Origin of the sequence: Lelliottia sp. 489 (genome assembly GCF_050435885.1) — a bacterium.
Classification (GTDB): domain Bacteria; phylum Pseudomonadota; class Gammaproteobacteria; order Enterobacterales; family Enterobacteriaceae; genus Enterobacter; species Enterobacter nimipressuralis.
In genome coordinates this window covers 1-23,372 of record NZ_JBNDLC010000005.1, presented here as the reverse complement: position 1 = coordinate 23,372, position 23,372 = coordinate 1, and the positions used below count along the sequence as shown (strand labels likewise).

Here is a 23,372-nt window from a genome sequence, read left to right as displayed (position 1 = left end):
GCCTTGCGGCCTGTCCTAAGACAAGCCGCCGGACGTTACCAGGACTGGGTTGCTTTGAAGGAATCGAGGATAGCTTTCAGCTTGCCTTCGATTTCGTCGTTATAGCCACCGGACTGGTTGATCTCTTGCATCAGCGGAGCGTGATCACGGTCAACGTAAGCCAGCAGTGCGGCTTCGAAGCTACCGATTTTCGCCAGTTCCACATCTTCGAGGTAACCGCGTTCAGCCGCGAACAGCACCAGGCCCTGTTGTGCAACAGACATAGGGGCATACTGTTTCTGTTTCAGCAGCTCGGTCACTTTCTGACCATGGCTTAACTGCTTACGGGTCGCTTCATCCAGATCGGAAGCGAACTGAGAGAACGCAGCCAGTTCACGATACTGTGCCAGAGCGGTACGAATACCACCGGACAGTTTCTTGATGATCTTGGTCTGAGCAGCACCACCCACACGGGATACGGAGATCCCTGGGTTAACCGCAGGACGAATACCGGAGTTGAACAGGTTGGTTTCGAGGAAGATCTGACCATCGGTAATGGAAATTACGTTGGTCGGAACGAACGCAGAAACGTCACCCGCCTGGGTTTCGATAATCGGCAGAGCAGTCAGGGAGCCGGTTTTACCTTTAACTTCACCATTGGTGAATTTCTCAACGTATTCCGCGTTAACGCGGGATGCGCGCTCCAGCAGACGGGAGTGGAGGTAAAATACGTCGCCCGGGAATGCTTCACGTCCTGGTGGACGACGGAGCAGCAGGGAAACCTGACGGTAAGCAACAGCCTGTTTAGACAGGTCATCGTATACGATCAGCGCATCTTCACCGCGGTCACGGAAGTATTCGCCCATTGCGCAACCGGCATATGGCGCCAGGTATTGCAGTGCAGCAGATTCAGAAGCGGTTGCAACCACAACAATGGTGTTTGACAGCGCGCCGTGCTCTTCCAGTTTACGAACAACGTTAGAAATGGTGGACGCTTTCTGGCCGATAGCCACGTACACACATTTGATGCCGGAATCGCGCTGGTTGATGATCGCATCGATTGCCATCGCGGTTTTACCGGTCTGACGGTCACCGATGATCAGTTCACGCTGACCACGACCGATTGGGATCATGGCATCAACGGATTTGTAACCCGTCTGCACTGGCTGATCAACGGACTGACGTTCGATAACGCCCGGTGCGATAACTTCGATTGGCGAGAAGCCATCGTTATCAACAGGACCTTTACCGTCGATTGGTGCACCCAGGGTGTTCACCACGCGACCCAGCAGGCCACGGCCAACTGGAACTTCAAGAATACGACCAGTACATTTGACTTTCATGCCTTCGGCAAGGTCAGCGTACGGGCCCATAACTACAGCACCTACGGAGTCGCGCTCCAGGTTCAGTGCGATAGCGTAACGGTTACCCGGCAGGGAAATCATCTCACCCTGCATACAATCGGCAAGGCCGTGGATGCGGATAACACCGTCACTTACAGAAACAATAGTACCTTCGTTGTGAGCTTCACTCACAACACTGAACTGAGCAATGCGCTGCTTGATCAGTTCGCTGATTTCGGTGGAATTCAGTTGCATGCTCCAGTCCCCTTAAGACTGCAAGACGTCTGCAAGGCGTTCAAGACGGCCGCGTACGCTGCCATCAATGACCATATCACCCGCTCGGATGATTACGCCTGCCATTACAGACTTATCGATTTTGCAATTCAGCTTAACTTTGCGTGACAGACGTTTTTCCATCGCGGCGGTGATCTTCGCAAGCTGTTCTTGGCTCAGTTCATTCGCAGAGGTTACTTCAACTTCGGCGGTAGCTTCACTGAGGGCACGTAAGTGCTCAAACTGCTCGAGAACATCCGGGAGCACTCGCAGACGACCATTCTCAGCCATGACCTTAATCAGGTTCTGGCCGTTGTCATCCAGTTGCTCACCACAAATGGCGATAAACGATGCAGCAAGGGTTTCAGGTGCTAAGGCACCGGAAAGCATCTCAGCCACTTGCTCGTTTTTCGTTACCTCAGCGGCAAACGCCAGCATATCCTGCCAGCGATCGACATTTTGGTGTTCGACAGCAAAGTCAAAAGCTGCTTTGGCGTAGGGGCGAGCTACCGTAACAAATTCAGACATCAGCCCCTCCCTCCTTACAGTTCAGCGACAAGTTTGTCCACGATGTCGCTGTTAGCAGCTTCATCCACGGAACGTTCGATGATCTTCTCGGCGCCAGCAACAGCCAGAATCGCAACCTGCTTACGCAGTTCTTCACGAGCACGTTTACGCTCAGCATCAATTTCAGCCTGAGCTTGTGCAACGATCTTAGTACGTTCCTGTTCTGCTTCAGCTTTGGCTTCGTCCAGGATCTGAGAACGGCGCTTGTTAGCCTGTTCAATGATTACCTGAGCTTCAGCTTTCGCTTTTTTCAGCTGGTCTGTCGCGTTGGCCTGTGCAAGGTCCAAATCTTTCTTAGCGCGCTCTGCGGAAGCCAGACCGTCAGCAATTTCTTTCTGACGTTTCTCGATGGCTGCCATTAAAGGCGGCCATACATACTTCATGCAGAACCAGACAAAGAGAATAAACGCGATGGCCTGGCCGAGGATTGTTGCGTTCATGTTCACAGCACAATACCTCTTAAATTTCTGTGGCTTGGGTTTTTAAAAACGACTTACGCGACAGCAAACATCACGTACAGACCCAGACCTACAGCGATCATCGGGATTGCATCCACCAGACCCATAACGATAAAGAACTGAGTACGCAGCAGAGGAATCAGATCCGGTTGACGCGCAGCGCCTTCCAGGAATTTGCCCCCGAGGATGCCGATACCGATCGCAGCACCGATAGCCGCCAGACCCATCATCACAGCGGCAGCCATGTACAGCAGATCCATATTCAGGTTTTCCATGACAGTCTCCAGTTTGTTTCAATAAAAACGTAGTAGTGGTGGTTAAAAAATCAGTGCTCTTCAGACGCCATCGACAGATAGACGATCGTCAGAACCATGAAGATAAAGGCTTGCAGCGTAATGATCAGGATGTGGAAAATGGCCCATGGCACATTCAGAACCCACTGTGACCACCACGGCAGAAGACCCGCGATCAGAATGAAAATCAGCTCACCCGCATACATGTTACCGAACAGTCGCAGACCAAGTGAAACCGGTTTGGACAGCAGGCTTACGCCTTCCAGGATCAGGTTGACCGGAATGAACGCCCAGTGGTTGAACGGCTGCAAGGTAAGCTCTTTCACAAAGCCGCTTACGCCTTTCATTTTGATGCTGTAGAAAAGAATCAGGATGAACACGCCCAGCGCCATGGACAGGGTGATGTTCACGTCAGCAGACGGAACCACACGCAGTGCCGGCAGGCCGAGAACATGCTCACCGATGTACGGCAGCAGGTCGATAGGCAGAAGGTCCATCAGGTTCATCAGGAAGACCCAGACGAAGACAGTCAGCGCCAGCGGAGCAATCAGCTTGCTCTTACCGTGGTACATGTCTTTGACGCTGCCATGAACGAAGCCGATGACTAATTCGATAGCCGTCTGGAATTTCCCTGGAACACCGCTGGTCGCCTTTTTAGCAACGCTACGGAACATGGCCAGGAACAACAGACCCAACACCACCGAGAAGAACATGGAGTCAATGTTGAGCGTCCAGAAGGTGGCCGGGGGGTTATGCGGATCCACCAGCGAGAATGTACGCAGGTCCATCTGAAGGTTCGTCAGATGGTGACCTATGTAATCCTGCGGCGTCATATTTTCTGAAGCCATGATGCCTTTTACCCTTTGTTGTTGATTACAGCTGGCGCCAGAACTTGTACCACCAGCACCAAAACCCACGTCGCGATCAGCGGCAAAAATACCACTTTGAAAACAGCCAGCGCCAACACCAGGAAGGCAAAGGTTAGCAACACCTTACACACTTCGCCAAGAGCGAAGGACCAGGCCACGCGGCCTTTGGCAGGTGTATGCGCCTGATGACGCCAGGCAAAAATCATAAACAACATGTTTGGCAAAACCACTGCCAAACCTCCACACACTGCGGAGATGCCCCAGAAGGGGTCTTTGAGGCAGAACAGCAGTCCACTTGCTATCACCGCCAGAAACTGAATGAACAGAAGCTTACGAGCAACGTTTCGACTCAAGAGCGACACAGACATCACGTTTTTACTCCTGCTCCCTTCGAGGTATGTCGCGTGTCGTATAAAACGTCCTTTAAGGCTCAGAGTCAAGCATCAAAAAGCGGTCAAATTATACGGTGCCCCCCCGTGATTTCAAACATTAAGTAGCGAAAAGGTGAATAAATGTTTAAATAATTTTCCCTACCGCTATTTTTTAACTTTTCGCCAAACCACGACCTATCCGATAAAACTGCAAACTGCGCAGAAACATTGATGATAAAGCGTGCACGAGATCACAAAATGCACATTTACGATAAGGTCTTATTTATCAAATCAATAATTTGGTTTAATTCATCTTTATGATATTAAAGACAAATGACAGCAACTATTTTCAAAACAGCCCCGTACACAACAAAAACCTTTCATTGACATTTTTAATAAATAATTAACATCACCAACTCATCACTGAATTCCACTTTTAGCAGACTGATATTTTCAATGTTGACTATATTTGGTGTTAACGAGATAAATCAGGTTAACACCAAGAAAAACCTCGGTAACAACAAGGTTAAATGCAGTCCGGTGAGGTTCCTTCCTTAGGGCCGTTTTTTAACACTTTAAGAACCGCACGAATTCCACATTTTTTATTTAATTTTTAAAATTAGTTTGCCTTAATTATCACCAAATGGCGTTCGCCATCGAGCTGTGGAACCTGTAACTTCACAATCGACTCGACCACATAGCCAACCGGGAGCTGGGCGATTTCATCCTCAGGCACCAGGCCTTTTAGCGCGTAAAAACGCCCTTCCTGCGCTGGCAGGTGATTACACCAGCTGACCATATCGTTGAGAGACGCAAACGCACGGCTAATCACGCCGTCAAACGGCGGCTCGGACGGAAACGCCTCTACTCTGCTCTGAACCGGCTCGATATTGTTGATTTTCAGCTCATGCTGCACCTGACGCAGGAAGCGCACGCGCTTGCCCAGGCTGTCCAGCAGCGTGAACTGGCACTCAGGCCGCACGATGGAGAGCGGAATGCCTGGCAGACCAGGGCCGGTCCCCACATCGATGAAACGCTCACCCTGCAGGTAAGGCGCAACCACAATGCTGTCGAGAATATGGCGAATCAGCATCTCGTTGGGATCGCGTACCGACGTGAGGTTGTACGCTTTGTTCCATTTGTTCAGCATATCGACATAGGCCACCAGCTGATTTTTCTGGTGATCGGTGAGCGAAATACCTGCTTCATCCAGCAGACGAGAGAGTTTGTTGAGCACGGTGAATACCTGTCTGAAATAATGAGCCCGGTGGCGTTAACGCTTACCGGGCCTACGATACGTACTGTAGCGGGTCAGCGAAGCACCCCCCGCCAAAATGGCAAAGATCGCCTGATGTTAAGCGCTGCGGCGCAGCATACCTTGTTTTTTCAGCCATACCAGCAGAATAGAGATGGCTGCTGGCGTCACGCCGGAGATGCGAGATGCCTGGCCGATCGACACCGGTTTGTGATCGTTCAGTTTCGCGATCACCTCGTTTGACAGCCCTGTTACCTGACGGTAATCCAGCATCGCAGGCAACAAGGTGTTCTCGTTACGCTGCTGCTTTTCGATCTCATCCTGCTGACGCGCGATGTAACCTTCGTATTTGACCTGGATTTCGACCTGCTCGGCCGCTTCGGCATCGTCGAGACCCGGCGCGAACGGCGTCATCTGCACCAGTTGCTCGTAAGTCATCTCCGGACGACGAAGAAGATCTTCCCCGCTGGCTTCGCGTGAGAGCGGCGCGGTCAAGTGAGCGTTCACTTCGGCTGCGGATTCCGCCAGAGGATTCACCCATGAGGTTTTCAGGCGCTGACGCTCGGTCTCAATGCGCTCCAGCTTCTGGTTGAAACGCGCCCAGCGTTCGTCATCCACCAGGCCCAGCTCGCGGCCCATTTCGGTCAGGCGCAGATCGGCGTTGTCTTCACGCAGCATCAGACGATATTCCGCGCGAGAGGTGAACATACGGTACGGCTCTTTGGTACCAAGCGTGCTGAGATCGTCCACCAGCACACCAAGGTAGGCCTGATCGCGACGCGGTGACCAGCCCTCTTTTTCCGCAGAGAAGCGGGCGGCGTTCAGACCGGCCAGCAGGCCCTGGGCTGCCGCTTCTTCATAACCGGTGGTGCCATTAATTTGTCCCGCGAAGAACAGGCCCTGGATAAATTTGCTCTCCAGCGTCGGTTTCAGATCGCGCGGGTCGAAGAAATCGTACTCAATAGCGTAACCTGGACGAACGATTTTTGCGTTCTCCATGCCCTGCATCGAGCGAACAATTTGCATCTGGACATCGAACGGCAGGCTGGTGGAGATGCCATTCGGATAAATTTCGTTGGAGGTGAGTCCTTCCGGCTCCAGGAAGATCTGGTGCTGGTTACGATCGGCAAAGCGCATGACTTTGTCTTCGATCGACGGGCAGTAACGTGGACCGATCCCTTCGATCACGCCTGCGTACATCGGGCTACGATCGAGGTTATTGCGGATCACGTCATGGGTTTTCTCATTGGTGTGCGTGATGTAACACGGCACTTGCTGCGGATGCTGCGCCGCAGAACCCATGAACGAGAAGACCGGCATCGGGTTGTCGCCGTGCTGCTGTGCCAGCACGCTAAAATCGATGGTGCGGGCATCAATACGCGGCGGTGTCCCGGTTTTCAGGCGGCTGACGCGCAGCGGCAGCTCGCGAAGACGACGAGAAAGTGGAATGGACGGCGGATCGCCAGCACGGCCACCGCTGTAGTTATCCAGACCAATATGAATTTTTCCATCGAGGAAAGTCCCGACCGTCAGCACCACGGCTTTGGCACGGAACTTCAGTCCCATCTGGGTGACGGCACCGACGACACGATCGTTCTCAACGATAAGATCTTCAACCGCCTGCTGGAAGATCATCAGGTTCGGCTGGTTCTCCAGCGCCGTACGAACGGCCTGGCGGTAAAGCACACGGTCTGCCTGAGCACGTGTGGCGCGAACGGCAGGTCCTTTGCTCGCGTTTAGTATCCTAAACTGAATGCCTGCCTGATCGATCGCTTTCGCCATCAAGCCGCCCAGAGCATCCACTTCTTTTACCAGGTGTCCTTTCCCAATGCCGCCAATCGCCGGATTACAGGACATTTGTCCCAGCGTGTCGATATTGTGTGTCAAAAGCAGGGTCTGTTGACCCATACGCGCTGCGGCCATTGCGGCCTCAGTGCCTGCGTGACCCCCGCCAATGATGATGACGTCAAAAGGATCCTGATAAAACATGCTTTCCTGCCTTGCGTAAAGCGGTTTGAAAATGGATTTAAGCCCGGGCCGTGGATTCTACTCAAGTTTAGTCTTTCGAGGAAGCATTGGGATCTTGGCTATTAAAAAGAAGATCTTCTTATTTAGAGATCTGTTTTACTATGATCTCTTATTAGGATCGCCTTCTCGTGTGGATAAGTCGGATCCGGTCATAAAGATCATAAGGATAGAAAGGATCGTTTGCTGTGAATGATCGGTGATCCTGGACCGTATAAGCTGGGGTTAGATCCGCTACTTATGCACAGGTCAAAAACCAGCCAACGGTTATACCTTGGATAACTACCGGTTGATCCAAGGTTTTGACCAGACTTATCCACATCTGATCGCACGATCTTTAAGCGTTATTGAGTAAATTTTTCCATTCACCCAGCCATTCTTCGGCTGGATCCTCCGGAATATCGTGATCGAGGATGTTGATCTTCAGCGTTTCGCCGATCTGTTTTGCTCCACACGACGCGATCGCCGCTTCTACTTTCTCTACTGCACCACAAAAGGTGTCGTATTCGCGGCTACCTATCCCAATCGCGCCAAAACGCACGGCTGACAGATCGGGACGTTGCTCGAGAAGCTCATCATAGAAAGGTTGCAGGTTATCAGGGATATCGCCCGCACCATGCGTGGAGGTGATCAGCAGCCAGATCCCATCAGCAGGGAGATCTTCCAGTAACGGTCCATGCAGGGTTTCGGTCGAGAAACCTGCGTCTTCCAGCTTTTCCGCGAGATGTTCTGCAACATATTCCGCGCCGCCAAGAGTACTGCCACTGATAAGAGTAATATCTGCCATGATCGCTCGCTCATATAAAGAGGGGATCATTGTACGCTGTGAGCGAGCTGGGATCTACCTGTGGAAAATGTGGTAATTAAATGGCGCCGCTAGGGCCGGATGGTGCGCATAATCGGGTTCTGCAGGGAGATCAGCGTCTCGGTGGACTGAATTTCATCAATTGTTTGGATCTTGTTGATAAGTACCTGCTGCAGGGCATCGATCGATTTACACATGACCTTAATAAAGATGCTGTAGTGGCCAGTGGTGTAATAGGCTTCGGTCACCTCTTCCAGACTTTCGAGCCGGGCCAGCGCAGAGGGGTAATCTTTTGCGCTTTTCAGAATGATGCCAATAAAGCAGCAGACGTCATACCCCAGCTGTTTTGGACTGACGTCAATCCGCGCCCCGGTGATAATCCCCGCTTGCTTCATCTTCTCCACGCGAACGTGAATCGTCCCTGGGCTGACGCCAAATTGTTTAGCCAGTTCGGCATACGCCGTGCGCGCATTGGCCATTAACGCTTCGAGGATGCCGCGGTCCAGATTATCGATCTGATAATTTTCCATAGTATTTTCTTATGAAGATTGAGTAATCACTCTATTCTAGCGCCATATTTTAACGAATCAAAAGTGAAGCAGGCTTTTTGTTGTTGGATTATTGAATTCGGTGCCGTTTTTGTTGCTTAATCAATATCAACAGGACGCAGGAGTATAAAAATGAAAACCGCTTACATCGCAAAACAACGCCAGATCAGTTTCGTTAAATCCCATTTTTCACGTCAGCTTGAAGAGAAACTTGGCCTCATTGAAGTCCAGGCTCCGATTCTGAGCCGCGTCGGCGATGGGACGCAGGACAACCTGTCTGGTTGCGAAAAAGCGGTACAGGTAAAAGTGAAAACCTTGCCAGACGCCCAGTTCGAAGTGGTTCATTCACTCGCGAAATGGAAGCGTCAGACACTGGGACAACACGACTTCAGCGCGGGCGAAGGGCTTTACACGCACATGAAAGCCCTTCGCCCCGATGAAGACCGCCTGACGGCCATCCACTCCGTTTACGTTGACCAGTGGGACTGGGAGCGTGTAATGGGTGATGGTGAACGTCACTTAGGGACGCTGAAATCCACCGTAGAGGCCATCTACGCGGGGATCAAAGCAACCGAAGCGGCGGTGAGTAAGGAGTTCGGACTGGCACCGTTCCTGCCAGACTCGATCCACTTTGTTCACAGCCAGGATCTGCTGAGCCGTTTCCCGGATCTCGATGCCAAAGGCCGTGAGCGCGCGATCGCTAAAGAGCTGGGCGCGGTATTCCTGATCGGTATCGGTGGCAAACTTTCTGACGGACAGCGCCATGACGTGCGTGCCCCGGATTACGACGACTGGAGCACCCGCGACGAGCGAGAATTAGCCGGTCTGAACGGCGATATTCTGGTGTGGAACCCGATTCTGGAAGATGCGTTTGAGCTTTCTTCCATGGGGATCCGCGTGGATGCCGACGCCCTGAAGCGCCAGCTGGCGGTGACGGGAGATGAAGATCGCCTGAAACTTGAGTGGCACCAGGCCCTGCTGCGCGGCGAAATGCCGCAAACTATCGGCGGCGGTATCGGCCAGTCACGCCTGACAATGCTGCTGCTGCAGTTGTCCCATATCGGGCAGGTTCAGTGTGGGGTGTGGCCGCATCAGGTGCGTGAAAGCATCGGCTCTCTGCTTTAATTAACGCCGCCAGCGCCTGACCAGGCGGCTGCGTAACCCGGTATCAAAGCGCCAGATATGATCGAAAATGCGCATGATGCCGGGCTTTCCATGTTGCGACATCGCCACCGCATGAAAGCGGTGCTGGTGATCCCGCTGTAATGATTTCACCTTTGTGACCACGTCGTCCGGCAGTCGCTGGGCAATAAAATCGGAAATGACCACCGCATCCGCGTCATACCAGTCTCCGCCCTGCATGCGTTCTGCGATAGCGCGAAAACAGCTGGCGATATCGGTTCCGCCGCGAAAACGCTGGCTCAAAAAGCGGATCGCCTGTTCGATACCCTGCTCTCCCGTCAGTTCGTATCCCACCACTTCGCTGGAAAACAGCATGATATAACAGCGACGCCGATCGGCGAGGGCAACGCGCATCAGTGCCAGGCAAAACGCTTTGGCACACTGTTCGTTAAAGCCGCCCATCGAACCGGATGTATCTACGCAGACAATGAAGGGCCCGCGCGGCTGTTCGTCGAAATCCTGATGAACGACCGGACGATGGCTGATTTTTTCGCGCCAGGATTCGCCGTGCAGGCGATAGGTAAGCAGCTGTTTCTCCACCAGCCGCCGGTAGAACTCATACTCCAGCTCGGTGATCCCAAGCGTCGCCAGCTCTGTCGGCAGCAGGCGCAGGATGTCATCACTTTGCTGTAAACCGTCGACCTGTTCCGGCACGGTTGCCGGTTCACGAACCAGCGTGCGGAAGGTTTCCATTGGCGCGTCTTTTTTCGGCACCGACTTCGCCTCCCGCGAGCGGCCAAGCTGCTCCGCGAGCTGCATTATCTCGGGCTGTTGCGCCAGAAAATCGCCATATTTAACGATCAGCTGATAGTCGCCGCGCCGGATCTGCCCGGCACTCATATCCCAAAGTCTTCCGGCGGCGTTTTCGTTCTCCACTAGCACTTGCTCCAGCTGCCCGCTCAGCGTCATCCGCTCCTGAACTTCACTGAGCAGCTGATCGCGCTCCTCCTCCAGCAGCTGCTGGTTGAGCGACGTGGTCTGCACCACCAGGCTGAGTCGCCATCGCTGCAGGAAAAGCGTATGCAGCGCCGGAGTAAAGGTGGCGTTGTCCGAGACCAGCTTGCGGGCCTGGGCGGCGTACGGCGAGTGCACTTTATCGAGCAGCGTCAGGATCTGGGGAAGCTGAACGATAAACTGCGGTGTGGATAACCGCTGGCATTGCTGGTAGCAGGCCACTTCTTCCGTAAGCTCTGGCGGGACTTCGGTCTCTTTTAGCCGCTGGCGCAGGCTATCTCGCCAGCGCGGAATATCGTCGGTGACGGCTTTTTTAATGCGCGGAAACTTTTCAAAGAACGCAGCCAACTGGGGAGAGGCGAGTAAGGTCAGGACGACCTCTTCAATCAGCCCCTCTTCACCAACCGCCAGCATCACATTGAGCGTATCCAGCGTTAGCATTGACGCGCCTGTTTGATCTGCGCGCTGACATCCTGCAGGCTGGCTTCGATGCGACCCAACCAGTCGCTATGTATAAAGAGGCATTTTTGCTGTTCGCTGAAGCGCGTGTGCTGCTGATGCCATTCTGTATCGAGCGCGTCGAGCTGCTGTTTGATCTCTTCCGGCACGTTATCCGAGGCATTTCCCGGCAGGGCGAGGCGTGAACCCTGCAGGCTCACATCGCGGATCACCAGATGCATGCTGGTATCCACTTCCAGGTTCAGCACCTGGGCAAAGCCGATGCCGTTGAGTTTTCCACGGATTTCGCCATTTTTATCCAGCCACTGCGACAGCGCTTCGCGCTCAATGGTGATGTGAACCACCTGCATATCGTGCAGTTTTAACGGCTGCTGGAGTAAGAGCGTCAGGGTCGTGTCCGTCAGCTCTGTGGGCAACTCGTAGTGCGGTTTACGTGAGAACATCCCGCCGAGACGGCTCACTTTCAGTGCCGTTTTGTCGCTTTGTTGCTGCTGAAGCTGGATGCGTCGCTGGGTGATGGCGCCCAGCTGGTTGAGCATCGCCTGCTGCCCCCACGCGTGTCCGGTCATCAAAACATCCAGCTGTTGTTCCATCAGATGCATCCCTTCCGCATCGTGCCACAGGCAGTCTTTCAGCAGGATCAGATCGATGGGGGCGACGGAATCCCGGCCGCTGAACAAAGCACTGGACTGCAACAGGCGGATCGCCTTTTTCCAGCGCCGATCCGAGACATACGGCGCGGCCGGCAATAAATCCAGCTGCTGGCGCAGCATAAAGATCAGTTCAAAAACGGCGTCCGGCAGTTTGATTTTGCCGATATCCTGCTGCCACTGCTGGTACTCGTCGTCAGTCACCTGCAATGATGGCGCCACCGGGTTTTCGTTTTCGTCCTGCTGGCTCACCAGCATCGAGCGGAAATTCGACTTGTCCTGCACTTTATCCAGCCACAGACGAATCAGCATGCGGTCATACAGCGCTTCAAGGCTGCTGTCGGCTTCAGGCAGTTCGTTGGACGCAGCCACCAGCAGGCGCATCGGGATTTTTTCTTCATACGCGCCGTTACGAAAGCGACGTTCGTTGATGGCGGTAAGCAGGGTATTCAGGATCGCCGGGCCGGCTTTCCAGATCTCATCCAGAAAGACAATTTCAGCCTCGGGCAGATACCCTGCCGTTAATCGTTGATAGCGGCCTTCATCTTTCAGGGCCTGAATGGAAAGCGGGCCAAAAACCTCTTCCGGGGTGGAGAAACGGGTCATCAGATATTCAAAGGCGCGTGCGTTCTGGAAGGCAAATTTCAGTCGACGCGCAATCAGGCTTTTGGCGATGCCGGGCGGGCCGAGCAGGAACACACTTTCGCCACTGAGCGCTGCCAGCAAACAGAGCCTGATCGCATGGCTGCGTTCGAAAAGGCCTTTCTCCAGCGCACCGCTGAGACGGGAAATTCTTTCTGCTAATAAATGTGAGTGAGCCATAATTGTGTTGCGTCCTTTCGGCGTCGTCGCAGCTAATTGATGCGAGTATAGACGTTTCAGCATGGGCTGGTAATAGACTGAAGTGCGGCGTTATTTTCTTTGCGCTACATTAATAGGGTTGCATTTAGGGGTACGATCTTGCGATTAATCGTGCATACTGTGCGCCTTTTTGTGGGCCAAGGGACTAAGCACACATTTGTTATACAACGAAAAGACTAGTCTATGAGCACTGATAATAAGCAATCATTAAGCGCTATAACGCTTGCGGCCATTGGGGTTGTGTACGGTGATATCGGTACCAGCCCGCTCTATACGCTTCGCGAATGTCTGTCCGGTCAGTTTGGTTTTGGTGTTGAACGTGACGCCGTTTTTGGCTTTTTGTCACTCATCTTTTGGCTGCTGATCCTGGTGGTTTCCGTTAAGTATCTCTCCTTTGTCATGCGCGCGGATAACGCCGGTGAGGGCGGGATCCTGACCCTCATGTCTCTTGCCGGGCGTAATACATCGGCAAAAATGACCTCGTTCCTGGTGATTATCGGCCTGATCGGTGGCAGCTTCTTCTATGGAGAAGTGGTGATTACCCCGGCGATTTCGGTGCTCTCAGCAATTGAGGGGCTGGAGATTATTGCTCCGCAGCTGGATACGTGGGTCGTTCCGCTCGCCATCATTGTACTGACGCTGTTGTTTGCTATTCAGAAGCACGGTACGGGGCTGGTGGGTAAACTCTTTGCACCCATTATGCTGGCATGGTTCCTGATTCTGGCGGCACTCGGTCTGCGCAGTATTATCGCCAACCCGGAAGTGCTGCAGGCGCTGAACCCAATGTGGGCGGTCCACTTCTTCCTGGAGTACAAAACGGTTTCGTTCGTCGCGCTGGGCGCCGTGGTGCTGTCGATCACCGGTGTGGAAGCGCTGTATGCGGATATGGGGCACTTCGGTAAGCTGCCGATTCGTCTGGCCTGGTTCACCGTGGTTCTGCCGTCTCTGGTGCTGAACTATTTCGGTCAGGGCGCGCTGCTGCTCAAACATCCGGAAGCGATCAAGAACCCGTTCTTCCTGCTAGCGCCTGACTGGGCGCTGGTGCCGATGCTTATCCTTGCCACTCTGGCCACGGTCATTGCCTCTCAGGCGGTAATCTCCGGCGTCTTCTCCCTGACGCGCCAGGCGGTTCGTCTGGGCTATCTGTCGCCGATGCGCATCATTCATACCTCGGAGATGGAGTCCGGCCAGATCTACATTCCGTTCATCAACTGGCTGCTCTACTTCGCCGTGGTGATCGTGATTGTCAGCTTTGAGCACTCCAGCAACCTGGCTGCGGCGTACGGTATTGCGGTGACGGGTACGATGGTGCTGACTTCGATTCTCTCGACCACCGTGGCGTACCGGAACTGGCACTGGAATAAATTCCTGGTCGCACTGATTCTGGTGGGCTTCCTTTGCATCGATGTGCCGCTGTTCTCAGCGAACCTCGACAAAATCGTCTCCGGCGGCTGGCTACCGTTGACCCTGGGGTTAGTGATGTTCCTGGTGATGACCACCTGGAAGAGCGAGCGCTTCCGCCTGCTGCGCCGTATGCACGAGCACGGTAACTCTCTGGAAGCGATGATTGCTTCTCTGGAGAAATCTCCGCCGGTGCGCGTGCCTGGCACCGCAGTTTATATGTCACGCGCGCTGAACGTGATTCCGTTTGCCCTGATGCACAACCTCAAGCACAACAAAGTGCTGCACGAGCGCGTGATCCTGCTGACGCTGAGAACCGAAGATGCGCCATACGTCCACAACGTGCGCCGTGTGCAGATCGAACAGCTTTCTCCGACCTTCTGGCGCGTGGTGGCGAGTTACGGCTGGCGCGAAACGCCGAACGTGGAAGAGGTGTTCCACCGCTGCGGTCTGGAAGGGCTGAGCTGTCGAATGATGGAAACCTCGTTCTTTATGTCGCACGAGTCGCTGATTGTCGGCAAACGCCCGTGGTATCTACGTCTGCGCGGCAAGCTGTACCTCATCCTGCAGCGTAACGCCCTGCGCGCACCTGACCAGTTTGAAATCCCGCCTAACCGCGTGATTGAGTTAGGGACGCAGGTCGAGATTTAACCTCCGTAACACCTTCTCCCGGTGACGCTTCGCTTGCACGGCCCTACGAAACCGTAGGCCGGATAAGCGAGGCGCTACCAGGAAAAACACGCCCTAAAATGCCCCCACATTTCACTTAGCGAAACGTTTCGACGTTGATCACAATTCTGTTACGTCATGATGGTTTTCTGAACACTCTTGCGGCTACACTTCTTTTAGCGAAACGTTTCGCTAGTGGAGCAAGAAAATGAAGAAAGGCACGGTACTCAATTCTGAAATCTCGTCGGTTATTTCCCGTCTTGGGCATACCGATACGCTGGTAGTTTGCGATGCAGGCTTACCGGTTCCGCGCAGCACAACCCGTATTGATATGGCGTTAACGCAGGGCGTGCCCTCGTTTATGCAGGTACTGGGCGTGGTGACGTCGGAGATGCAGGTTGAGGCAGCCATTCTCGCGACGGAGATCAAACAACATAATCCGCAACTTCACGAAACGTTGCTCAGCCATATTGAGCAACTGCAACAACACCAGGGAAACACCATAGAAATTCGTTACACAACGCACGAGCATTTCAAACAACAAACCGCAGACAGTCAGGCGGTGATTCGCAGCGGGGAGTGTTCCCCGTATGCGAATATCATTCTCTGTGCTGGCGTCACGTTCTGAGGCCATCATGGACGCATTATTGCAACTCAAAGGGATCGATAAATCGTTCCCGGGCGTAAAAGCCCTCTCCGGCGCCGCGTTAAACGTTTACTCCGGTCGCGTCATGGCGCTGGTGGGTGAAAACGGCGCTGGCAAATCCACAATGATGAAAGTGCTCACCGGCATTTATGCCCGTGACGCCGGAACGTTGCTGTGGCTGGGGAAAGAGACGACCTTCACCGGACCTAAATCCTCTCAGGAAGCCGGGATTGGCATTATCCATCAGGAGCTGAACCTGATCCCGCAGCTCACCATTGCGGAAAACATCTTCCTGGGCCGTGAATTCGTTAATCGCTTTGGCAAAATCGACTGGAAAAAGATGTACGCCGAAGCCGACATTCTGCTGGCGAAGCTGAATCTGCGCTTTAAAAGCGACCGTCTGGTAGGCGACTTGTCTATTGGCGATCAGCAGATGGTGGAAATCGCCAAAGTGCTGAGCTTCGAGTCGAAAGTCATCGTTATGGATGAACCGACCGACGCCCTGACCGATACGGAAACTGAATCCTTGTTCCGCGTGATCCGCGAGCTGAAATCTCAGGGGCGCGGGATCGTCTATATATCCCACCGCATGAAAGAGATCTTCGAGATTTGCGATGACGTGACGGTATTCCGCGACGGGCAATTTATTGCCGAGCGCGAGGTCTCCTCGCTGACCGAAGATACGCTGATTGAGATGATGGTGGGGCGCAAGCTGGAAGAACAGTATCCGCGTCTCGACAAAACGCCGGGCGCTGTCCGCCTGAAAGTCGACAATCTGTGTGGGCCGGGCGTAAACGATGTCTCCTTCACGCTGCGTCAGGGCGAAATCCTTGGCGTGGCCGGGCTGATGGGGGCCGGGCGTACCGAGCTGATGAAAGTGCTGTACGGCGCGCTGCCGCGCACCAGTGGTTACGTCACCCTCGACGGCCATGAAGTTGTCACCCGCTCTCCACAGGATGGGTTGGCGAACGGCATCGTCTATATCTCCGAAGACCGTAAGCGCGATGGCTTAGTGCTCGGGATGTCGGTGAAAGAGAATATGTCCCTGACGGCGCTGGGCTACTTCAGCCGCAGCGGCGGCAGCTTGAAGCACAAAGACGAACAGCAGGCGGTCAGTGATTTCATTCGCCTGTTTAACGTGAAAACGCCGTCGATGGAACAGGCAATCGGCCTGCTTTCCGGTGGTAATCAGCAGAAAGTGGCGATTGCCCGCGGCCTGATGACGCGTCCAAAAGTGTTGATCCTCGACGAGCCAACCCGTGGCGTTGACGTGGGCGCCAAGAAAGAGATTTATCAGCTGATCAACCAGTTCAAGGCTGACGGTCTGAGCATCATTCTGGTCTCTTCCGAGATGCCAGAAGTATTAGGCATGAGCGATCGCATTATCGTCATGCATGAAGGGCATCTCGGCGGTGAATTCACTCGCGAGCAGGCCACCCAGGAAGTTCTGATGGCTGCCGCTGTGGGCAAGCTTAATCGCGTGAATCAGGAGTAAGAAGATGACTACCCAGGCTGTTTCTGGTCGCCGCTATTTCACCAAGGCATGGCTGTTGGAACAAAAATCACTGATTGCGCTGCTGGTGCTGATCGCGATTGTGTCGACCATGAGCCCGAACTTTTTTACCGTCAATAACCTGTTCAATATTCTCCAGCAGACGTCCGTGAACGCCATAATGGCGGTCGGCATGACGCTGGTGATTCTGACGTCGGGGATCGACCTGTCCGTCGGTTCCCTGCTGGCGCTCACCGGCGCGGTAGCGGCTTCAATTGTTGGGATTGAGGTTAACGCGCTGGTGGCTATCGCCGCTGCCCTGGCGTTAGGCGCCGCAGTGGGTGCAGTCACCGGGATGATTGTGGCTAAAGGCCGCGTGCAGGCGTTTATCGCCACGCTGGTGATGATGCTGCTGCTGCGCGGTGTCACGATGGTGTACACCAACGGCAGCCCCGTGAATACCGGCTTTACCGATAACGCCGATCTGTTTGGCTGGTTTGGTATCGGTCGTCCGCTGGGTATCCCGACGCCGGTGTGGATTATGGGGATCGTCTTCCTGGCAGCCTGGTACATGCTGCACCACACGCGCCTCGGTCGTTATATCTATGCGCTGGGCGGTAACGAAGCGGCGACGCGTCTCTCCGGTATTAGCGTCAATAAAGTCAAAATTATCGTCTATTCCCTGTGCGGTTTGCTGGCATCGCTGGCAGGTATCATCGAAGTGGCGCGCCTCTCTTCTGCGCAGCCGACAGCGGGAACGGGCTATGAGCTGGATGCGATTGCCGCCGTGGTACTGGGTGGTACGAGCCTGGCGGGGGGTAAAGGTCGCATTGTTGGGACATTGATCGGCGCACTGATTCTTGGCTTCCTGAATAATGGTTTGAATTTGTTAGGTGTTTCCTCCTATTACCAGATGATCGTTAAAGCAGTGGTGATTTTGCTGGCGGTTCTGGTAGACAACAAAAAACAGTAACTGACGACACTACAGGACATCTCTGATATGAACATGAAAAAACTGGCTACCCTGGTTTCTGCTGTGGCACTGAGCGCGACCGTTAGTGCGAACGCAATGGCGAAAGACACCATCGCGCTGGTCATCTCGACCCTGAATAACCCGTTCTTCGTTTCCCTGAAGGATGGTGCGCAGAAAGAAGCCGACAAACTGGGTTATAACCTGGTGGTTCTCGACTCTCAGAACAACCCGGCGAAAGAGCTGGCTAACGTTCAGGACTTAACCGTTCGTGGCACCAAAATCCTGCTCATCAACCCAACCGACTCTGATGCGGTCGGTAACGCCGTGAAGATGGCCAACCAGGCGAAAATCCCGGTGATCACTCTTGACCGTGTGGCGACAAAAGGTGACGTCGTTAGCCATATCGCGTCTGATAACGTGCTGGGCGGCAAAATCGCGGGTGATTACATCGCGAAGAAAGCAGGTGAAGGCGCCAAAGTTATCGAACTGCAGGGTATCGCAGGGACTTCCGCAGCGCGTGAGCGTGGCGAAGGTTTCCAGCAAGCCGTGGCAGCCCACAAATTTAACGTCCTGGCCAGCCAGCCTGCTGACTTCGACCGTACTAAAGGCCTGAACGTTATGCAGAACCTGCTGACGGCGCACCCTGAAGTGCAGGCTGTCTTCGCACAGAACGATGAAATGGCACTCGGCGCGCTGCGTGCGCTGCAGACTGCCGGTAAGTCTGACGTAATGGTGGTTGGTTTTGACGGCACGCCAGACGGTGAGAAAGCCGTAAATGATGGCAAACTGGCGGCAACCATCGCTCAGCTGCCAGAGCAGATTGGCGCGACGGGCGTTCAGACTGCGGATAAAGTGCTGAAGGGCGAGAAAGTCCAGGCGAAATATCCGGTTGACCTGAAGCTGGTCGTTAAGCAGTAATAGGCGATTCAGGCGGTCGTCTGACGGCCTGAGGGACTACAAATAAAGAAAAGTGTGGCATACGCCACCGGGTAAAACCGGTGGCGATCTTTACTGGACAGCTCAAACATGAAAACCGCAGTTAATCTCGTCGTCCTTGGCAGTATTAATGCCGATCACATTCTTAACCTTGATGCTTTCCCCACGCCTGGCGAAACCGTCACCGGTAATCAGTATCAGGTGGCTTTCGGCGGTAAAGGCGCGAACCAGGCGGTGGCCGCCGGTCGCAGCGGCGCTGATATTGCATTTATCGCCTGTACCGGCGATGACGATACGGGCGAGCGCGTGCGTAAACAGTTGGAGAGCGACCATATCGATATCTCACCCGTAAGTGTGGTGGGCGGGGAATCGACGGGCGTGGCGCTGATTTTTGTCAACGCAGAAGGTGAGAATGTCATCGGTATTCATGCGGGTGCCAATGCGGCGCTGACCATCGAACGCGTGGAAGCGCAGCGAGGATTGATCTCCAGCGCCGAAGCGCTGCTGATGCAGCTCGAATCGCCGGTCGAAAGCGTGCTGGCGGCCGCGAAAATTGCACATGAAAATCATACCACTGTTGTACTTAACCCTGCTCCAGCGCGTCTATTATCAGACGAGTTGCTGGCGCTGGTGGACATCATCACCCCGAACGAAACGGAAGCCGAAAAGCTGACGGGCATTCGCGTGGAAAATGATGACGACGCGGCGCGTGCCGCTCAGGCGCTGCACGATAAAGGTATCGGTACGGTCATCATTACGCTCGGAAGCCGTGGCGTATGGGCGAGCTTCAACGGCGAAGGCCGTCGCGTTCCCGGCTTTAAGGTCAAAGCGATTGATACGATCGCGGCGGGAGATACCTTTAACGGTGCGCTGGTTACGGCGCTGCTGGAAGGTGGCTCGCTGGACAATGCCATCCGCTTCGCTCATGCCGCTGCCGCGATTGCGGTGACACGCAAAGGAGCACAGCCTTCCGTTCCATGGCGCAAAGAGATCGATGAATTTTTGAGTCAGCAGAGGTAACGCTTGGCCACAATGAAAGATGTCGCCCGCATGGCGGGCGTTTCTACTTCGACGGTTTCCCACGTCATCAATAACGATCGCTTTGTCAGCGAGGCGATACGGGAAAAAGTCGACGCTGCCATTAAAGACCTCAACTACGCTCCTTCGGCGCTCGCACGCAGTCTTAAGCTTAATCAGACGCACACCATCGGCATGTTGATCACCGCCAGTACTAACCCGTTCTATTCAGAGCTGGTGCGTGGCGTTGAGCGTAGCTGCTTTGAGCGGGGTTACAGCCTGGTGCTGTGTAACACCGAGGGCGACGAACAGCGTATGAACCGTAATCTGGAAACGCTGATGCAAAAACGCGTCGATGGATTATTGCTTCTGTGCACCGAAACGCACCAGCCCTCCAAAGAGATCATGCAGCGCTATCCTTCGGTTCCAACGGTGATGATGGACTGGGCGCCCTTCGACGGGACCAGCGATCTGATTCAGGATAACTCGCTGCTGGGCGGGGATATGGCGACGCAGCATTTGATTGATAAAGGCTACAGCCGCATCGCCTGCATTACCGGGCCGCTGGATAAAACTCCGGCGCGTTTACGTCTCGAGGGATTTCTCGCTGCCATGGAACGCGCGGGGCTGCCCGTTCCGGACGGATATCGCATCACCGGCGATTTTGAATTTAACGGTGGTTTTGAGGCGATGCAAAAACTACTGGCGCAAGACGTGCGTCCGCAGGCGGTATTTATCGGTAACGATGCGATGGCTTTTGGTGCGTATCAGGCGTTGTATCAGGCGGGATTACGCGTTCCCCAGGATATGGCGGTGATTGGTTACGATGATATCGAGCTGGCTCAGTTTATGACGCCGCCGCTGACCACCATTCATCAGCCGAAAGATGAGCTGGGCGAGCTGGCGATCGATGTGTTGATTCATCGTATGGCACAGCCCGCACTTCAGCAACAACGTTTGCAGCTTACTCCTGTTCTGATGGAACGCGGTTCTGTTTCGGCTGGTGGCGATCTTTAATCAGATTGCGGCCATCTTTGGGTTTGAGCAGCATGAACACCAGCGCCGAGACCACCGTCAGTGCGCCCATCGTGATAAAGGTGTAATGGAACTGCTCAACCGTGTTCGTCCCTTCCATCCCTTCATAGACGCGCAGCACCGCTGCGCTCACCGCCACGCCTAAACTGATCGACAGCTGCTGCGTCACAGCCAGCACGCTGTTGCCGCCACTGGCATTTTCGTCGGTGAGATCCGCGAGGCTGATGGTATTCATCGACGTAAACTGGATAGACATCGCCATACCCAGGATAAAGAGCGGGAGCAGCAGCATCCACGCCGGGAAGGCGGCGGACTGAAGCGAAAACTGCGCAATCATCAGACCGATAAAGACCGTGACGCCCACCAGCGTTTTACGATAGCCCAGCCGACGCAGAATCTGCGTCACCATCGATTTCGCCAGAATTGATCCGACGGCGGTCGGGGCCATCATGCACCCGGCTATCAGCGCCGGATAGCCAAACCCTACCTGTAGCATCAGCGGCATCAGAAAGGGCACGCAGCCGGTTCCCAGACGCGAAGCGATGTTTCCGGCAATCCCCACCGAGAAAGTTCGGGTTTTGAACAGCAGCAATGAAATCAGCGGCGTCGGGTGACGACGCGCGTGACGTATATAGAGAAGGAAAAGCAGGATGCCGCTCAGGATGATAGAAAGGGCGATCCAGGTGGCGACGATTTTCTCGCCAAATAACTCCATGCCGGTGGAGAACAACACCAGGCTCAGGCCGAACAGGAAAAAGCCGCCCATATCAAAGCTGCGTTTTGGCGTGGTGAAGTTCGGCATATATTTGCGGGCGTAGCAAAGGCCAGCCACGCCAATCGGAATATTGATCAGGAATATCCAGTGCCAGCTCGCCCAGGTGACCAGCACGCCGCCAAGAACCGGCCCGATAATGGGGCCGACCAGACCGGGCATGGTCACAAAGTTCAGTACCGGCAACAGCTCGCTGCGCGGGTAAGCACGTAACAGCGCCAGGCGTGCGACCGGCATCATCATTGCGCCGCCGATGCCCTGCAGGATACGGAAGACAACCAGCTCCGCCAGGGATGTCGAAAGTGCGCAGGCCAGCGAACCAAGCGTAAACAGAGTGACGGCGAGCATGAAGATTCGACGTGTACCGAAGCGGTCCGCCAGCCAGCCGCTAACCGGGATCAGCATCGCGACGGTCAGCGTATAGCTGATGATGGCGGATTGCATCGCCAACGGGGAGCGGTTGAGACTTTCGGCAATGGCCGGGAGGGCCGTGTTAAGAATGGTGGCATCCAGCGCCTGCATAAAGAAAGCCATTGCCGCAATCCATGGCAATCCCGCCATGCTGCGTGCTTTTTTCTCAGTCATTGATTGTCCGGTTGTTGGTGTGGTGTTGCTAATAAAACCTGGCAGGCGAGTAAAGCGCGCTGTCCGTCGCTCTCCTGAATGGCATCGACAATGGCCTGGTGCTGGTCCAGCTTCACCACGTCATTCTGAGTAATAGAAGCAAAGTAGGTGTGATACACCGAATGGAACAGGGAGGCAAAGGAGGTCAGGAAAGGGTTTCCGCTCATCGCGTAAATTTGCTCGTGCCAGGACATATCCACTTCAATCCAGCGCTGGCGGTTGAAATGCTGCTTCAGGAAGGTCATTTCGTCCATCAACGTATTAAGCTGCGCTTTTTGCTCGGCGCTGCCTTGCACGGCGGCGAGCAGACATGCCTGAGGTTCGAGGCTGCCACGCATAACCAGGAAATGCTCCACAACCTGATGGAAGTTCTCTTCGGTCATCCACCACGAGAGCAGCTCCTGGTCGAGGAAGTTCCAGTTGCTCTGAGGCATCACGCGAGTTCCGATACGCGGGCGCGGGAGTACCATGCCTTTCGCGGTTAAGGTTTTTACCGCTTCACGCACGGCGGTGCGGCTCACGCCAAACTGTTCACCCAGCTCCATTTCACCGGGAAGAATGCTTCCGGGCATATATTTTCCTGCCAGAATGCGTTGGGCCAGTTTCTCTGCCAGCACGTAAGAGAGGTTTTTTTGGGCGGCCAGCTGTTGCGCGCTTAAGGGCATCGCTCTTATTCCTTAATAGTACATGCTGTTAAGTATGCCATCAGGCGTGTGTTTGTGATTGCAAAAACAGCAAATAGGACAGTTTGTGGCTTGTTAACCAGCGTTTTGGCGAAAAAAGATACGGTCAGAAAGTTTTTTTACATTTCCTCTTGTCACCTCAGAATAACTCCCTATAATGCGCCTCCACTGACACGGAACAACGGCACGCAAGCCGCCGGGACAGCAGGGGTTCAGCGATGAACGCCGACAG

Annotated in this window: 22 protein-coding genes; 8 read left to right on the top strand and 14 right to left on the bottom strand. The window is 54.2% G+C overall.

What is annotated here, in order from left to right; all coding sequences use genetic code 11:
* Positions 1–35 precede the first annotated feature (35 nt).
* The 10 genes from atpA to asnC form a co-directional block, all read right to left on the bottom strand.
* Positions 36–1,577, bottom strand: a complete 1,542-nt coding sequence (atpA, locus tag ABIE11_RS16035) for a F0F1 ATP synthase subunit alpha (RefSeq protein WP_100778298.1) — start codon at positions 1,575–1,577, stop codon at positions 36–38.
* A gap of 12 nt (positions 1,578–1,589) precedes the next feature.
* Positions 1,590–2,123 carry a F0F1 ATP synthase subunit delta gene (atpH, locus tag ABIE11_RS16030; RefSeq protein WP_100778299.1) on the bottom strand — a complete coding sequence of 178 codons (534 nt, stop codon included), beginning with the start codon at positions 2,121–2,123 and terminating at the stop codon, positions 1,590–1,592.
* A 14-nt stretch (positions 2,124–2,137) separates the two neighbouring features.
* Complete coding sequence (atpF, locus tag ABIE11_RS16025) at positions 2,138–2,608, bottom strand: F0F1 ATP synthase subunit B (RefSeq protein ID WP_015961084.1); 471 nt, start codon at positions 2,606–2,608, stop codon at positions 2,138–2,140.
* Between the two features lie 47 nt (positions 2,609–2,655).
* Positions 2,656–2,895, bottom strand: coding sequence for a F0F1 ATP synthase subunit C (gene atpE, locus ABIE11_RS16020; protein ID WP_000429386.1), 240 nt, complete (start codon positions 2,893–2,895; stop codon positions 2,656–2,658).
* 50 nt (positions 2,896–2,945) lie between these two features.
* Positions 2,946–3,761 carry a F0F1 ATP synthase subunit A gene (gene atpB, locus ABIE11_RS16015; protein ID WP_100778300.1) on the bottom strand — a complete coding sequence of 272 codons (816 nt, stop codon included), beginning with the start codon at positions 3,759–3,761 and terminating at the stop codon, positions 2,946–2,948.
* A gap of 8 nt (positions 3,762–3,769) precedes the next feature.
* Positions 3,770–4,150, bottom strand: coding sequence for a F0F1 ATP synthase subunit I (atpI, locus tag ABIE11_RS16010; RefSeq protein WP_100778301.1), 381 nt, complete (start codon positions 4,148–4,150; stop codon positions 3,770–3,772).
* A 622-nt stretch (positions 4,151–4,772) separates the two neighbouring features.
* Entirely contained in the window at positions 4,773–5,390 is a 618-nt protein-coding gene (gene rsmG, locus ABIE11_RS16005; protein ID WP_429184869.1) for a 16S rRNA (guanine(527)-N(7))-methyltransferase RsmG, read from the bottom strand.
* Positions 5,391–5,507: 117 nt separating this feature from the next.
* Complete coding sequence (mnmG, locus tag ABIE11_RS16000; RefSeq protein WP_123429752.1) at positions 5,508–7,397, bottom strand: tRNA uridine-5-carboxymethylaminomethyl(34) synthesis enzyme MnmG; 1,890 nt, start codon at positions 7,395–7,397, stop codon at positions 5,508–5,510.
* A gap of 373 nt (positions 7,398–7,770) precedes the next feature.
* Positions 7,771–8,220, bottom strand: coding sequence for an FMN-binding protein MioC (mioC, locus tag ABIE11_RS15995; RefSeq protein WP_107702584.1), 450 nt, complete (start codon positions 8,218–8,220; stop codon positions 7,771–7,773).
* Positions 8,221–8,309: 89 nt separating this feature from the next.
* Positions 8,310–8,768 (bottom strand): transcriptional regulator AsnC, encoded by a 459-nt coding sequence (asnC, locus tag ABIE11_RS15990; protein WP_088221282.1) that lies wholly within the window; start codon positions 8,766–8,768, stop codon positions 8,310–8,312.
* A 150-nt stretch (positions 8,769–8,918) separates the two neighbouring features.
* Between asnC and asnA the strand changes: the two genes are divergently transcribed.
* A complete protein-coding gene (asnA, locus tag ABIE11_RS15985; protein ID WP_102105131.1) occupies positions 8,919–9,911 on the top strand; it encodes an aspartate--ammonia ligase in 993 nt (330 codons plus the stop codon).
* Here the strand turns inward: asnA and viaA are convergent, their stop codons facing one another.
* Both viaA and ravA read right to left on the bottom strand, forming a co-directional pair.
* Positions 9,912–11,363, bottom strand: a complete 1,452-nt coding sequence (viaA, locus tag ABIE11_RS15980; RefSeq protein ID WP_429184868.1) for an ATPase RavA stimulator ViaA — start codon at positions 11,361–11,363, stop codon at positions 9,912–9,914.
* A complete protein-coding gene (gene ravA / locus ABIE11_RS15975; protein ID WP_100778307.1) occupies positions 11,357–12,853 on the bottom strand; it encodes an ATPase RavA in 1,497 nt (498 codons plus the stop codon). The genes viaA and ravA overlap by 7 nt, the downstream gene beginning before the upstream one ends.
* Positions 12,854–13,075: 222 nt before the next feature.
* Here ravA and kup point away from each other — a divergent pair, with 222 nt between their 5' ends.
* The 7 genes from kup (at position 13,076) to rbsR (ending at position 21,043) form a co-directional block, all read left to right on the top strand.
* A complete protein-coding gene (gene kup, locus ABIE11_RS15970; RefSeq protein ID WP_100778308.1) occupies positions 13,076–14,944 on the top strand; it encodes a low affinity potassium transporter Kup in 1,869 nt (622 codons plus the stop codon).
* Between the two features lie 226 nt (positions 14,945–15,170).
* Positions 15,171–15,590 carry a D-ribose pyranase gene (rbsD, locus tag ABIE11_RS15965; protein WP_429184867.1) on the top strand — a complete coding sequence of 140 codons (420 nt, stop codon included), beginning with the start codon at positions 15,171–15,173 and terminating at the stop codon, positions 15,588–15,590.
* Positions 15,591–15,597: 7 nt separating this feature from the next.
* Positions 15,598–17,103, top strand: a complete 1,506-nt coding sequence (rbsA, locus tag ABIE11_RS15960) for a ribose ABC transporter ATP-binding protein RbsA (protein ID WP_107702587.1) — start codon at positions 15,598–15,600, stop codon at positions 17,101–17,103.
* A gap of 4 nt (positions 17,104–17,107) precedes the next feature.
* On the top strand, positions 17,108–18,073 hold the full coding sequence (gene rbsC, locus ABIE11_RS15955; protein ID WP_100778311.1) for a ribose ABC transporter permease: 966 nt from the start codon (positions 17,108–17,110) through the stop codon (positions 18,071–18,073).
* Between the two features lie 27 nt (positions 18,074–18,100).
* Positions 18,101–18,991, top strand: a complete 891-nt coding sequence (gene rbsB, locus ABIE11_RS15950; protein ID WP_100778312.1) for a ribose ABC transporter substrate-binding protein RbsB — start codon at positions 18,101–18,103, stop codon at positions 18,989–18,991.
* A 108-nt stretch (positions 18,992–19,099) separates the two neighbouring features.
* Positions 19,100–20,029: a ribokinase gene (rbsK, locus tag ABIE11_RS15945; RefSeq protein WP_429184866.1), complete on the top strand. Its 930-nt coding sequence runs from the start codon at positions 19,100–19,102 to the stop codon at positions 20,027–20,029.
* 3 nt (positions 20,030–20,032) lie between these two features.
* Positions 20,033–21,043: a ribose operon transcriptional repressor RbsR gene (gene rbsR / locus ABIE11_RS15940; protein ID WP_100778314.1), complete on the top strand. Its 1,011-nt coding sequence runs from the start codon at positions 20,033–20,035 to the stop codon at positions 21,041–21,043.
* On the opposite strand, the gene mdtD is transcribed toward rbsR, so the two are convergent.
* Positions 20,991–22,418: a multidrug transporter subunit MdtD gene (gene mdtD / locus ABIE11_RS15935; protein WP_429184865.1), complete on the bottom strand. Its 1,428-nt coding sequence runs from the start codon at positions 22,416–22,418 to the stop codon at positions 20,991–20,993. The genes rbsR and mdtD overlap by 53 nt on opposite strands.
* Entirely contained in the window at positions 22,415–23,122 is a 708-nt protein-coding gene (locus ABIE11_RS15930) for a FadR/GntR family transcriptional regulator (RefSeq protein ID WP_107702591.1), read from the bottom strand. The genes mdtD and ABIE11_RS15930 overlap by 4 nt, the downstream gene beginning before the upstream one ends.
* Positions 23,123–23,372: the final 250 nt, after the last annotated feature.

Bases quoted from the DNA above. Each gene is read 5' to 3' on its own strand.
- atpA (WP_100778298.1), bottom strand. From the start codon at position 1,577: ATGCAACTGAATTCCACCGAAATCAGCGAACTGATCAAGCAGCGCATT.
- atpH (WP_100778299.1), bottom strand. From the start codon at position 2,123: ATGTCTGAATTTGTTACGGTAGCTCGCCCCTACGCCAAAGCAGCTTTT.
- atpE (WP_000429386.1), bottom strand. From the start codon at position 2,895: ATGGAAAACCTGAATATGGATCTGCTGTACATGGCTGCCGCTGTGATG.
- atpB (WP_100778300.1), bottom strand. From the start codon at position 3,761: ATGGCTTCAGAAAATATGACGCCGCAGGATTACATAGGTCACCATCTG.
- atpI (WP_100778301.1), bottom strand. From the start codon at position 4,150: ATGTCTGTGTCGCTCTTGAGTCGAAACGTTGCTCGTAAGCTTCTGTTC.
- mnmG (WP_123429752.1), bottom strand. From the start codon at position 7,397: ATGTTTTATCAGGATCCTTTTGACGTCATCATCATTGGCGGGGGTCAC.
- mioC (WP_107702584.1), bottom strand. From the start codon at position 8,220: ATGGCAGATATTACTCTTATCAGTGGCAGTACTCTTGGCGGCGCGGAA.
- asnC (WP_088221282.1), bottom strand. From the start codon at position 8,768: ATGGAAAATTATCAGATCGATAATCTGGACCGCGGCATCCTCGAAGCG.
- asnA (WP_102105131.1), top strand. From the start codon at position 8,919: ATGAAAACCGCTTACATCGCAAAACAACGCCAGATCAGTTTCGTTAAA.
- viaA (WP_429184868.1), bottom strand. From the start codon at position 11,363: ATGCTAACGCTGGATACGCTCAATGTGATGCTGGCGGTTGGTGAAGAG.
- ravA (WP_100778307.1), bottom strand. From the start codon at position 12,853: ATGGCTCACTCACATTTATTAGCAGAAAGAATTTCCCGTCTCAGCGGT.
- kup (WP_100778308.1), top strand. From the start codon at position 13,076: ATGAGCACTGATAATAAGCAATCATTAAGCGCTATAACGCTTGCGGCC.
- rbsD (WP_429184867.1), top strand. From the start codon at position 15,171: ATGAAGAAAGGCACGGTACTCAATTCTGAAATCTCGTCGGTTATTTCC.
- rbsA (WP_107702587.1), top strand. From the start codon at position 15,598: ATGGACGCATTATTGCAACTCAAAGGGATCGATAAATCGTTCCCGGGC.
- rbsC (WP_100778311.1), top strand. From the start codon at position 17,108: ATGACTACCCAGGCTGTTTCTGGTCGCCGCTATTTCACCAAGGCATGG.
- rbsB (WP_100778312.1), top strand. From the start codon at position 18,101: ATGAACATGAAAAAACTGGCTACCCTGGTTTCTGCTGTGGCACTGAGC.
- rbsK (WP_429184866.1), top strand. From the start codon at position 19,100: ATGAAAACCGCAGTTAATCTCGTCGTCCTTGGCAGTATTAATGCCGAT.
- mdtD (WP_429184865.1), bottom strand. From the start codon at position 22,418: ATGACTGAGAAAAAAGCACGCAGCATGGCGGGATTGCCATGGATTGCG.
- ABIE11_RS15930 (WP_107702591.1), bottom strand. From the start codon at position 23,122: ATGCCCTTAAGCGCGCAACAGCTGGCCGCCCAAAAAAACCTCTCTTAC.